The 12,093-nt window shown below is 70.0% G+C and carries 11 protein-coding genes; 2 read left to right on the forward strand and 9 right to left on the reverse strand.

From position 1 onward, the window contains the following. Positions 1–182 precede the first annotated feature (182 nt). On the reverse strand, positions 183–830 hold the full coding sequence (locus tag ACGF4F_RS24610; RefSeq protein WP_357444385.1) for a choice-of-anchor M domain-containing protein: 648 nt from the start codon (positions 828–830) through the stop codon (positions 183–185). A gap of 48 nt (positions 831–878) precedes the next feature. Further along, positions 879–1,532, reverse strand: a complete 654-nt coding sequence (locus tag ACGF4F_RS24615) for a choice-of-anchor M domain-containing protein (protein WP_357444388.1) — start codon at positions 1,530–1,532, stop codon at positions 879–881. Positions 1,533–1,782: 250 nt separating this feature from the next. Here ACGF4F_RS24615 and ACGF4F_RS24620 point away from each other — a divergent pair, with 250 nt between their 5' ends. Both ACGF4F_RS24620 and ACGF4F_RS24625 read left to right on the forward strand, forming a co-directional pair. Further along, positions 1,783–3,246 (forward strand): choice-of-anchor M domain-containing protein, encoded by a 1,464-nt coding sequence (locus ACGF4F_RS24620; RefSeq protein ID WP_393080577.1) that lies wholly within the window; start codon positions 1,783–1,785, stop codon positions 3,244–3,246. A gap of 137 nt (positions 3,247–3,383) precedes the next feature. Continuing rightward, positions 3,384–4,196, forward strand: coding sequence for a class I SAM-dependent methyltransferase (locus tag ACGF4F_RS24625; protein ID WP_393080602.1), 813 nt, complete (start codon positions 3,384–3,386; stop codon positions 4,194–4,196). Between the two features lie 175 nt (positions 4,197–4,371). On the opposite strand, the gene ACGF4F_RS24630 is transcribed toward ACGF4F_RS24625, so the two are convergent. The 7 genes from ACGF4F_RS24630 to ACGF4F_RS24660 form a co-directional block, all read right to left on the reverse strand. After that, positions 4,372–5,298, reverse strand: coding sequence for an anchored repeat-type ABC transporter permease subunit (locus ACGF4F_RS24630; RefSeq protein WP_357444397.1), 927 nt, complete (start codon positions 5,296–5,298; stop codon positions 4,372–4,374). Further along, positions 5,298–6,011 (reverse strand): anchored repeat-type ABC transporter ATP-binding subunit, encoded by a 714-nt coding sequence (locus tag ACGF4F_RS24635; protein ID WP_393080605.1) that lies wholly within the window; start codon positions 6,009–6,011, stop codon positions 5,298–5,300. Before ACGF4F_RS24635 ends, ACGF4F_RS24630 begins: the two co-directional genes overlap by 1 nt. A gap of 26 nt (positions 6,012–6,037) precedes the next feature. Further along, positions 6,038–6,976 carry a choice-of-anchor M domain-containing protein gene (locus ACGF4F_RS24640; protein ID WP_393080608.1) on the reverse strand — a complete coding sequence of 313 codons (939 nt, stop codon included), beginning with the start codon at positions 6,974–6,976 and terminating at the stop codon, positions 6,038–6,040. Positions 6,977–7,020: 44 nt separating this feature from the next. Next, positions 7,021–8,655 carry an anchored repeat ABC transporter, substrate-binding protein gene (locus ACGF4F_RS24645; RefSeq protein ID WP_393080581.1) on the reverse strand — a complete coding sequence of 545 codons (1,635 nt, stop codon included), beginning with the start codon at positions 8,653–8,655 and terminating at the stop codon, positions 7,021–7,023. A 17-nt stretch (positions 8,656–8,672) separates the two neighbouring features. After that, the gene (locus ACGF4F_RS24650; protein WP_393080584.1) at positions 8,673–10,268 is read right to left on the reverse strand and encodes a TIGR03773 family transporter-associated surface protein; all 1,596 of its coding nucleotides are present in this window, start codon (positions 10,266–10,268) and stop codon (positions 8,673–8,675) included. A gap of 61 nt (positions 10,269–10,329) precedes the next feature. Continuing rightward, positions 10,330–11,526 (reverse strand): WxL protein peptidoglycan domain-containing protein, encoded by a 1,197-nt coding sequence (locus ACGF4F_RS24655; protein WP_393080587.1) that lies wholly within the window; start codon positions 11,524–11,526, stop codon positions 10,330–10,332. A gap of 432 nt (positions 11,527–11,958) precedes the next feature. After that, the coding region (locus ACGF4F_RS24660) for a zinc ribbon domain-containing protein (protein WP_393080611.1) at positions 11,959–12,093 on the reverse strand (135 nt) is incomplete at its 5' end.

Consider the following 12,093-nt stretch of genomic DNA (forward strand, 5'->3'; position numbering starts at 1 on the left):
TACTGCGCCAGGAGCAAGCCGGAGGAGATCTCAGCCGCCGAGCAGGTAGAGCGCCGGAGCCAGCACCGGCATGGCATCGCTGAACCAGTTGGACAGGGTCGCCGTCGACAGACCGTCACGTTGCCCACGGCCCCCGACCGGGTCCTGATGGACGGTCGGGGGCCGCGGGAATGGTTACGGTGTCAGCCGACCTGGATGGTGTAGCTGACGGTGGGGCTGGCGACCCCGGAGCCGCCCTGCGTGGTGGCCTTGAACGTCAGCGTGTAGGTGCCCAGTGCTGAGAACGCCCAGTTGCCGTGGGCGTGCGTGCCGGCGCTGATGCCCCCCGGCCAGGCGGAGATCGGGCAGCCGGTGGCGGTGTTGGAGTTGAGCCGGTAGCTGGGGGTGCCGAAGGCGTTGGTGGTGTAGAGGGTGAATCGGCCGCCGGCGGGGACCGAGGACACGCTGACCAGTTCCATCTTGATCGGTCCCTGGTCCGCGGGCACGTCCTCGGTGTTCCAGCCGGCCCACAGCAGGTTGGTGTTCTCGGCTTGCGGGGCGACGTAGACGGTGGAGCCGGCCGTTCCGAGGCAGTTCCAGGCGGATCCGCTCGGCACCGTGATGGCGGAGCTCGACGGCAGCCGCAGGGTCGTGGCCGCCGGGGAGAGGTCGTCGTTGGCGGGGCTGTACGTCCTGATGTCGAGGGTGAGCGAACCGTTGGCGTAGTCGAGGTCAAGGACGTCGATGTGCCCGGTCTCGATGGTGGCGGCGGACGCCGGTGCGGCGGCCAGGCCGAGGACAGTGGCGGTGACGGCGGCGGTGACCGCCAGCAGCCGCTTGGCAAGCCTCATGATCTGTTTCTCCGTTCTACCGGCTGAAAGCTGGGTTGGTGGTGCGGGTCAGCACTGGACCTGGAAGGTGAGCCACGCCGCTGCTGAGGTCACCCGCTTGCCGGTGGCGGCCAGGATTCCGGTCGCTTCGACCTTGATGCGGTAGGTGCCGGCCTTCTCGAACGCCCAGTTGGCGTGCAGGTGACTGCCGACTGGCCTGGTGATCGCGTCGGGCAGGCCGTCCTCGCTGTCGACCAGCACGTTCGGCGCGCCCACCGGGTCGGTGGTGAACAGGCTGAACCCGTCCGGACCGATGACTCTGGTGACCCTGATCTGGATGCTGTCGCTAGCGAAGACGCCCGACTGCAGTTCTTCCGTGGCGAGGCCGGGCCACAGCAGGTTCTCGTCTTGGACCTCGGGGAGGACGTGGACGGTGGCGCCGGGAGCGCCGAGGAACGCGTACCTCGGGTCGTCCGGCACGGTCATGGCCGCCCCAGGCTTGACGACGAACACCACGTCGGCCGGGTCGCGCTCCACGTCCGGGTCGACGGTCTCGTCGTGGACCGAGATCTCGAGCGCGCCGTTCTCGAAGGCGACGTCAACCGCGTCGACGTGCCCCTGGGACAGAACCACGGTACTGGCCTGGGCGGGTGCGGCCCAGGCCAGTACGCCGGCGGTCATCGCCGCCGTGACGGCGGTCAGTGCCGACATCCTGGCTCGCATGCAACTCCTCCTCACGCCCGCGACACCACGTCGCAGGCAGTTGGAAACGATAATCGTTTCCATGAAGCTGTCAAGCGTGTCGTCCCGCCCGCGACACAGGACAGAGGTGACGAGCTGACCCGTCACGTAGGCGTATGTGGAACGCCTGGGCCGCATGCCGGTCCAGCTGTCTCGACATGGCGATGAGGCCGTGCTAGCTTCCCCCGCGTATCTGACATCGGTTTTCATTTTATGTTTTGGAGGGAGGGAAATGAGGGCGAGAAGACTGAAGCGCCTCGCCGCCGCCGCCGGCACGGTCATCGCAACCGTCGGCGGCCTGGTGGTGGCCGTCTCCGGCCCCGCTTCGGCTCAGGAAAATGTGGTGCTGTCCGCGGGCCACGTCGATGCGGTCGACGTGCACTATGCGGACGGTCGGTTGGTGTTGAAGGTGCACGACGACACCGTGCAGCCGTCGGTCAGCCGGGACCCCGGGGACGTGGCGTTCCAGGTGTTGCCGCAGGCTGCGGTCGAGGTGCCGGATCTGCCGGAGTACGCGTTTCTCGGGCCGGCTGGCTCGACGGTGTGGCTGCTGCCGATGACGCAGGATCCCAACCTGTTATGGCCAGGGTGGAACACCACCCGGCTGCCGACCGGGGTGTTCCGGGGTGAGAAGGTCAGCCTGAGCCTGGTGGACGTCTCCGGACCGGGCCGCGTCTCGGTGTTCATGACCGACCCGGTCGGGCAGCCGCTGATCAAGTTCCGCAGCGACGATGGTCTGCCGGATGCGATCGACGTGCCGGTCGGCACGCACGCCCACGCCAACTGGGTGTTCGGGGCACTGGGAAGCTACACGTTGACGTTCCGCGCCGACGCCACGCTCACCGACGGGCGGCAGGTGTCCACCGGTCCGGTGGCGTACCGGTTCGTGGTGGGCGACCTGCCGGATCCCGACCCGCAGGTGCAGCTGTCGATCCAGGGCCTGCAGCCGGCGTACGCTCCCGGCGCGACCGTGACGCTGACCGCGGTCCAGACCCCCACCAGCGACCTGAACCGGTACCGCTGGTTCAGCAAGTGCCCAGGCACGGAGGAGTTCACCGCGGTGCCGGGCGAGACCTCGGCGGCGTACTCGTTCACCGCCACAAACCAGCTGGACGACTGCCAGTACCTGGTCCGGCTGTACCGCGACGGTGAGGTGGTGGCCGCGGAGAGCGGTCCGGCGACCCTGAACGTCGACGATGCCGCCTCGCCGGCACCGTCGCAGACGATCACGGTCACCATCGACGGGACACAGGGGGCGTTGGTCGTCAGCGTGGACCCCAACGACCGGACAGTGACGCTGCCGGCGGCCGTGCTGTCCACGGCTGGCGACCGGTGGCAGAGCAGCGGTGAGCTGCGCCCTGTCACGGTGACCGACACCCGACCGGGCGCGCCCGGCTGGAATGTCGCCGGCCGGTTGAGTGACTTCACCTCCGGGGCCACCCGGGTGGGCGGTAAGTACCTCGGCTGGGCACCCACCGTGCTGGCACAGGCAAACGGTCAGGGTGTGGCGGCGGGCCAGGAGGTCAAGCCCGGCTTCGCCTCCGGCAACGGTCTGGCCGCCAGCAGCGTGCTCGGCTCCGCACCGGTCGGTGCCGGACGGGGCACAGCCCGACTCGGTGCCGGGCTCAACCTGGAACTGCCCACCGATACCGGCGCGGGCCAGTACACCGCGACGTTGACCCTGACCGCCATCTAGATCCATTACGCCGTCTCGGCGGCTTCGGCGAAGTCCGGGGCCGCCGAGACGGCGAAACTAACGTGGGTTCCGGAAGCGAAGGCAACAACCGTACGAGGAGACCTGAGGTGAACCTCACCTCCAGCGAGGCGAGACGGATGAAGGCAGCCATGGCGGAGATGTTCGACCGCGGCGCCGCAACCTACGACCGGGTCGGCGTCGAGTTCTTCGGTCCGATGGGACGTGAGCTGGTACGCCGAGCCGACCTGCGCCCCGGGCAGCGCGTCGTCGACGTGGGCTGCGGGCGCGGCGCCGTCCTGCTCCCAGCGGCGGCGGCCGTGGGGCCGACAGGCAGGGCGATCGGCATCGACCTGGCTCCGCGGATGGTCGAGCTCACCCGAGCCGAGGCCAGGGCTGCCGGCCTCACGCAGGTGCAGGTGGAGGTCGCCGACGCCGAGGCCCCACCGCTGCCCGAGACCGCCTGGGACGCGGTGCTCGCGGGCCTTGTGCTGTTCCTGCTCCCCGCGCCCCTTGAGGCGTTGCGCGCGTATCGGCGTCTGCTCCGCCCAGGCGGGCGGGTCGGATTCACCACGTTCGCCGCCCACGACCTCCGATTCACCGACGCACTGCGCGTTCTGGCGCAGCACCTGCCCGACGGAGAACGTCAGTCGCCGACGGCGGCCCAGGAGGGCCTCTTCGCCACGCCGGAGTCAACCGCCGCGCTGCTGGAAACCGCGGGCTACCGACGGGTCACGGTTGAGGAGGCGACCTTCCGCAGCCAGTTCCGCGACGTCGAGCACTGGATGACGTGGGCCTGGTCGCATGGGGCTCGTGCCCTGCTGGAACGGATTCCGACCGAGCGGCTTCCCGCCGCGCTCGCCGACGCCAGCCGGGTCCTGACCCGCGTCGGCGAAGACCTGGTGCTGACCACGACCGTCCGGTTCGCCTTCGGCGTACGCGCCGCCCAGTGACTCGCTGCGGACTTCGCTCCCGCGAACCCGAACCCCCCGATCCATGCACGTAGCGGGCAGTTCCACCACGAACACCTGCTCTGCAGCGTCGGGTGGCGGGATCGGCAGCCCCGGCTCGGCGTCGGCCGGCACCTGGAGCTGCCGACCGACCCCGTGCCCGGACGTACGACGCGGGTCAGCGCATCGGCGAGACATGTCCGGCCGCGATGGCCGAGCCGGCGGCGGGTTCTGCCTCGCCGGAAGGCCGCTGGATTCGCGTGCGGCGTTTGGTGAGCAGGCCGTGGCGTGGGGCGAGCAGCCAGGCGGTGAGGAAGATGGTGGTGGCGACCAGGACGATGGTGCCGCCGACCGGTGTGTCGTAGCTCCACGACAGGTACAGCCCGACGAGCGCAGACGTGCCGCCGATCGTCGGGGCGAGCAGCATCATCACGCCGAGCCGGTCGGTGAGCAGCCGGGCGGCCGCGGCGGGAGTGATCAGCAGGGCCAGGACGAGAATGTTGCCGATGGTCTGCAGGGAGATCACCACGGCCAGGGTCACCAGGACGTAGAGCACGATGTCGAGCCAGAACACCGGCAGGCCCATCGAGCGGGCCATCTCCCGGTCCAGGCAGACCGCGACGAATTCCTTGTGTAGCGCGAGCACCAGGCCGAGGATGATCAGGCCGGTGATTCCCACCAGGTAGAGGTCGCGGTCCGGGATGCCGGTGATCGAGCCGAACAGGAACTGTTGCAGCGAGCCGGAGTATCCGGGCGCTTGCGAGATGATCACGATGCCGAGGGCGAACGTGGCGACCAGGAAGACGCCGATCAGGGAGTCTTCCTTGACCCGTCGGTTCTGGGAGAAGATCGCGATCAGCAGGGCGGTGGCGACGCCGGCGACGGCGCCGCCGAGTACCAGGCTGCCCTGCAGGACGAAGGCGATGGCGAGGCCGGGGAAGACGGCGTGTGCGACGGCGTCGCCGATGAAGGCCATCCCGCGCAGGACGACGTAGCAGCCGACCACGCCGCAGACGATGCTGGACATGACCGCGATCGCCAGTGCCTTAGGCAGGAATGCGAGGTCGGGGTTGAGCAGGTCGGTGAGGAAGTCGGTAATGGGCACTAGCTGGCCTTTACGAGTTTGAGGAGCGGTGAGGTCTCGCTGACCCCGAAGGTGCGCATCCACACCTCGACGTCCTGAAGCTGGTCGGGCCGTCCGTCGGCGATGACCTGGCCGTTGAGCAGGACCAGCCGGGTGCAGGATTCCATCGCCGCGACCAGGTCGTGGGTGGTCATCAGCACCGCATGGCCCTCCCGGGCGAGGTTGGCGAACAGGTCGCCCAGCAATTCCTGGGTGGGCATGTCCAGTCCGGTGAACGGTTCGTCGAGTAGCAGGATGCTCGGCGCGAGCGCGAGGGCGCGCGCGACCAGGACACGTTGGCGTTGCCCGCCGGAGAGTTCGGCGACGGGCCGGGCGCGCAGCGCGGACAGCTGGACGCGGTCGAGTGCGTCGCCGACCGCCCGCCAGTCGGCCACGCCGGGCCGGCGGAGCAGGCCGATCCGACCCGTTCGGCCGCTGAGCACGGTCTGTTCGACGGAGATAGGGAAGTCCCAGGTGAACTCATGGCGCTGGGGGACGTACCCGATCGCCGAGCGTCCGGGCCGGGACGGTTTGCCCTCCACCAGCACCCGGCCGCCCCTGGTGCGAACCAGCGCCAGGACGGCGCGCAGCAGGGTGGTCTTCCCGGCTCCGTTGGGGCCGAGCAGCCCGACCAGTTCCCCGCGGTCGAGGTGCAGCCGCACGTCGCGCAGTACCGGCCGTCCGCCGAGGTCCACGTCCAGGTGTTCGATGTCCAGCGCTCTCACGGCTGAACCCCCGACGGTGACGTGCTGCGCTCCCGTTCGGCTCGGCGCTTCGCGCCGCGCCCGCGCAGCAGGACCAGGAGCAGGCCGGCGGTGAGCAGGAGCGCGGCACCCGCCAGCACCACGACCAGCGGCAACGGCGAGGTGTCGTCTGGTGCGCCAGCGGCGTCGCGGGACGCACCGGCCGCCGCCTCGCCAACCGGCATGCGGCTGCGGTCCACAACAGCCGCGAAGGCTTCGTCGGTGCTGGTCGCGTCGCCGACCGCGAAGCGCAGCGTCCGGGTGGCGGAGACCTTCTCGCCGCTGATCAGGTCGGCCGACACCTGCACGGTGACCAGGTAGACGCCGGGAGTGGAGAAGACCCAGTTGGCGTGGGTGTGGGTGTTGACCTCGACCCAGAACGGCTGGGCCGCCGGCTCGGCGGAGCGCCACAACACCTGCGGCGCCGCGAAGTTGCCCGCCTGCAGGAAAGTGGTCAGCGTGCCCGGCCCGCTTACGCCGAGCAGGTTCAGCGTGGCTCCGCGGTCGATGGTTTGCATCACCTGGGGGTCCTGGGTGTTCCAGCCGATCCAGACCACGTTCTGGTTCTGTACCTGCGGCACCACGTGGACTTGCTTGCCCGCCTTGATGCCGAGGAAGGCGTACGCGGGATCGTCGGGAACGGCCTGCAGCGCGGCGTCGGAGACGCGTAACACCGTCTCGTCGGGGCTGCGCCACACCGGCCGCTGCTGTGTGCCGTCGTGGATGAGCAGGGTCCACTGGCCGTCGACGTAGCGGGGTCCGATGTCCACGTGCCCGGCGTCGAGCACGACCCGGCCGGTGGCGATGGGCTGGTCCGCGGCGATCGACTGACCCGGGCTCGGCGCCGGCTGCCCGGCCACGGCAGGCGTCTGCGTCGCCACCACCGCGACCAGGGTTGCGACCGCCCATCGGCTGATCGCCGTCGCCGTCCGCACCGCGCGCGAACGCGCCCGTCGTGCCGTCACTTGGTCCTCCCTCGATCCGCCCTGGTCAGGCAATCGCGCAGCGACTGGGCGTTGAACCGCATCATGTCCACGTAGTTGGTGACGTTTCCGTCGAAGGTGTCGCCGTAGATCGAGCAGACCCGCAGCCGCTCTTCCCGGGCCACCTCGCTCAGGGTGGTGGAGCGGGCCGCCAGGTTCGGTTCCAGGAACACGGCGGGGATGTCGAGGTTGCGGATCGTCTCGGTGAGCCGGCGCCGATCGGCGAGGCTGGGCTCGGTGGCCGGGTTCGGGGTGACGAAGCCGGAGATCTGGATTCCGTAGGCCTGGCCCAGGTAGCCGAACGCGTCGTGCGTGGTGACCAGGTGCCGCCGGGACGGGGGTATCTGGGCGATCGTGTCCCGGACGTAGCCGTCCAGCCGCTCGAGTTCGGCGATGTAGGCCGCGGCGTTGGCGCGGTACGTCGCCGCGCCCGGCGGGTCCACCCCGACCAGGGTGTCGCGGATCAGCTCGACGTAGGAGATCGCGTTGCGCACGTTCTGCCACAGATGCGGGTCGATCTCCCCGTGCACGTGCTTGCCGAGCACCGCCTGCGGTAACTGGTAGACCCGCGTGCCGGGCCGGCCGAGGAACCGGAACCTGCGGTCACCGGGCACCTCCAGCAGCGCCTTGTTCGGCACCTCGATCACCGTGCTGGCCGGGTCGTACACCCGCTGGTTGGCCTCGCCGTTGCCCTCCGGATCGGCGAACAGGTACAGCCGCCCTTCGTCGATGTCCGCGGTGAGGTCGGCGTGTCCGGAGTTCAGCACCGCCGCGTCCGACATGCCCGGCACCGAGTGCGGATCCACCCCGACGGCGAAGGTGAACGCCTGCTCTCCGAGCGGGACGGGCGCCGCCTGCGGGGTGACCGCGAGCTGTGCCCGCATGGTCAGTCGGTAGATGCCGGGCTTGGTGAACGCCCAGCTCATGTGGGTGTGCGCGTCCGGTGGCAGGCGGGCGGTGTCATCCCGGTAGCCGTTTGCGGGATCGAACCCGTCGGCGGAGTCGACGTAGAACGACGGGTTGCCGAATGACTCGGTCAGGTAGGCGACCAGGTCACCCGGCCCGTGCGCTGCGGTGGCGGTGAGAAGCACGTCGGAGGAGCGGTTCGCGCCCAGCGCCGTGCCGGTGCCGCGCACGCGCATGCCCAGCCAGATGGTGTCCAACGAGGCGTCCTCGACCAGCGGGATGATCTCCGCCGCGTACTTCACCGCTCCCTCGGCCAGCGAGATGTTCGGTACGCCGTCGCGCAGGTTCGCGTCCAGCGTCTTGATGACGGCCTGCTCCTCCAGCAGCAGGTAGTTGCTGAACGCGACGTCGGCGTACACGACGTTGCGGACGTCGCGCAGGGACGGCTCGTAGCTGTGCGGATCGGCCCGGTCCGGCACCAGTGAGCTGACCCGTACCCGGTCGCCGCCGACGCGGCTCGCCAGGTCCCGCAGGATCCCGGTGGTCGTGATGACCTGGACCCGCTGGTCGTGCGCGCTCAACGCCACTTCGGCGCGGCAACCGGCCAGCACCCCGATGAGCAGGGGCAACACCAGAAGTCGCGGCCACGCGCCGGCCCGGCGCGGGCAGGCGCGGGGAGCCCCGGAACCGACAACGGACACCTGCATCCTCCTCTCCTCGGCGCTTAGGGGATGGGTCCGGCGGGTGCCGCCGCCGGGTCGCGGCGACGACGACCGGCGATCCGCAGCAGCGCTCCGACCAGCACGAGCAGGAGCCCACCGGCGGAGACCGGAATGACCCACGACTCTCCGGTACGGGGCAATCGGCCGGTGCCGCCGGAATCGCCGATGCCGGGCTTGCCGTCACCGCCGGTGCCGGATCCGCTGCCGAACCCGGAGTTCGGGTTGGTGCTGTCGCCCACCGCGATCGTCAGCGTCTTACTGTCGGTGACCGTCTTTCCGGCGGTGGTGGTGGCGCTCATCTGTACCGCAAGCCGATAGAGGCCGGGCTTGCTGAAGGCCCAATTGCCGTGGGCGTGCGTGTTCGGTGGGATCGGCAGCCGCTGCGGCAGGCCTTTGGTCGAGTCGAACAGGACGTTGGCGTTGCCAAACGATCCGGTCAGGAAGAGCGTGAAGCGTCCTGGACCGTCGACGCCGGCGAGAGTCCAGGTCACGTTGCCCCGGGTGCCGGTGATGACCGACTCGTGCTGGGTGTTCCAGCCGGGCCAGACGATTCCGGCCTGCTGGGCCTGCGGCAGCAACCAGATCGCCTCTCCTGCCTTGCCGAGGAAGTCCGCCCCGGCCGGCACCGTTGTCTTGGCTTTGTCCTTGACGTGCAGGACCACGTCGGCGAGTTCGCGCCACACCGGTGGGCTGGCCGTGTCGTCCCGGACCCGAATCGTCCAAGCCTCGCCGGACAGTTGCGGCCCCATATCGACGTGCCCATCAGCGATCACCCGGCGGGCGCCGGTGGCTGCCGACCTGGCAGCGGCCGCGTTCGCGGCCGCAGGCAGCGGGGGCGAGGATGTGGCCGTGGGCGTGGCCGCTGCGGCGTTCGGGACCGCCATCCCACGCGCCGGCGGGGCCGGGGGAGTCTTGACCGCAGCGGCCGGGGCGGGTGCCGGCGCGGCAGGACCCGGCTGGATGGGCGGGACACTGATCCGGTACGTCGCCTCGGTGGTAACGGATCGGCCAGTGGACAGCGTCGCCGACGCGGCGAAGGTCAGCCGGTAGTCGCCGGCCGAGTCGAACGCCCACACCACCGGAGTGCGGGTCGCGGCCGGCAACGCGATGTCCCGTGCGGCCCGGCCGAGCAGATGGCGGGGCGCGCCAAGGCCGGACAGGGTGTAGGCGGTGAAGTTCCCGGGACCTTCAGCCGCTGTCAGTGACAGCGTCACCACGTCCCCCCGGACGAGGCCACGCCGCACCCCGCTGGTGTCGAGCATGGGTAAACCGGTGTCTCCGGGGGTGAGCGACCAGATCGACGTGCCGGGGCTACCGAGGAACGAGAAAGCCTTGTTCTGCGGTACCCGTACGGCCACCCCGCCGTCCGGTCCCAGCGTCACGTCGGCCGGGTCGTGCCCGACTGCCTGCCGGGCCACCTGCGTGGCGTCCCGGATGCGTAGCGACAGCGCGCCGTCGACAACCGACAGGGACACCAGATCCGCCCCGGCGGCGTCGACCGACACCGCGGCGGCCCCCGCCGGTACAGCGCCGGCCGGCAACACCAGAGCGGCCAGGGCGAATCCCGCGACCGCAGCACGCAGACGTGCTGTTCTCATCATTCTCCCTACTGGATCCGTCGTCTGTCGAAGTTGCGGACCCCCGCGCGCTGCGGGCCGGTCACTCCTCGACCTTTGGGGTCGGCACGGGCGCCGCCGGTACGTCGTCTGGACTGCGCCCTATCCCGCGCGACAAGGCATCAGCGGTCATGTCGGCCGCAGGTTTCTCGGTCGGTGCCGCTGTCGTCACCGCGGCTTCGGCGCGGCCTTGCTCACGAGCGGTGGCCAGGGCGTGCGCCAAGTCTCGGGCCGCTGCGCGCCGTCGCCGTCGACGGACCGCCACCAGCGTCCAGGCGGCACCGGCGAGCAGGGCCAGCATCAGCAGCTGGGACCACGGCACGGCCCAGACGGTCACCTGATGGGACACGGTGCCCGGCGGCGGGTCGAGCGTCTGCCCGGCAACGGCTGTCGGTGTGACAGCGGCGGTGACGGTGAGCCGGAACAGAGGCGGGACCTGGGCGAGCCGCACGGTGGTCCGTACCGCGTCGCCGGGCAGGATCTCAGGAAGCGTCCCGCCGGACGCAGACCCGGCGGTCAGGCCGAGCGGTCCCGCAGCGTGCACGGTCGGCGTGCCGGCGAGCCGGACGTTGCCGGTGTTCCGAACCGTCGCCGTAGCGGTGACCTCGCCGCCACCGAACGGATTGAGTGAACCGCGGTGCTGTACCCGCACGTCTTCCAGCGCCAGCGCCGGCCGAAGTTCGCCGGTGACTCGCAGATAGATGCGAGTACCGACCCGGTGGTCGACGGCCACCTGATTGCCGTGGGCGTCGGTGGTCGTAGCCGTGAGCGAGGCCACGACACCGCCCACGTGATCACCCGGAGTGGCGTTGGCCGGCACGTTCACGGTGAACGGCACGTCCACCCGGGAGCTCGACGGGATCGTCAGCTGCCGGGAGGTGAGGCTGACCCACGAACCCACATCGACCGGCCGCCGCGCCGCGGGCAACAGGTCGAAGCCACCCTGCGCTGTGGTGACCGCATCGCTGGCGTAGACACTCAGGGTGATTGGCCGCGCGGAGTGGTTCGTGACAGCGACGTAGTCGGTCAACCTGGCACCGGGATCAAGCTTGTAGGCGAATGCCGCACGCCCGTTGGGCCCCTTCGGGCTCGACGGACTCACCCCCCACGTCACAGCCGCCGGCGCCTCTGCTTTGGGAGAGCCGCCAGCGGGTGGCGGCGTAGGCACCGGTCTCGGTACGGCTATCGGCGGGGCGATGCCGAGCAGGACGACGGCGGAAACACCGATGAGTGAACGCATAGCAGAGGCAGCAGTCCGTTTCGGGTCGAGACGTGGCCGGGGTGGACCAACGGTGATGGCGGCGAAAGTTACGTGAGCCCCGTGGCCGGTCTTGGGTATCAACGCTCATGAACTCGCGCCGCCGGAACGCAGCCTCTCAGCAAATGAAAACCGTTGTCAAGTAGTTGGCGGGATGCGAGCCCGCCGGGTGGTTGCCGGGTGGTCAACGTGTTCTTCGGCTGGTGGGCCTGGGTCGTGGCGTCTCCAGCAGGCGACCCGTCGGTGAGGCCTCTCCTTGGAGGTTCTGGCCGCACGGATCGGGACATTATTGACATCCTCCCGGCCCTGAAGGGGCCGGGATTCCCACGGTTGCCCGTGAGGTTTCCTGTTTCATTGCCGACTGCCTGTCCGGGAGGATTTTCCTTGAGGTCTTCTGTCAGCTCCGCAGGCGTTTTACCTCTCCGCCAGCCCGGCGGCGAGGATGTTTGTCGCGGCGTTGATGTCCCGGTCGTGCTCGGCCTTGCAGCCGGGGCACGTCCAGGAGCGGTCGTTGAGGGCGAGGGTGGTGTTGATCCGCCCGCACCCGGA

Origin of the sequence: Micromonospora sp. NPDC047740 (assembly GCF_043204735.1) — a bacterium.
Taxonomy (GTDB): Bacteria; Actinomycetota; Actinomycetes; order Mycobacteriales; family Micromonosporaceae; genus Micromonospora.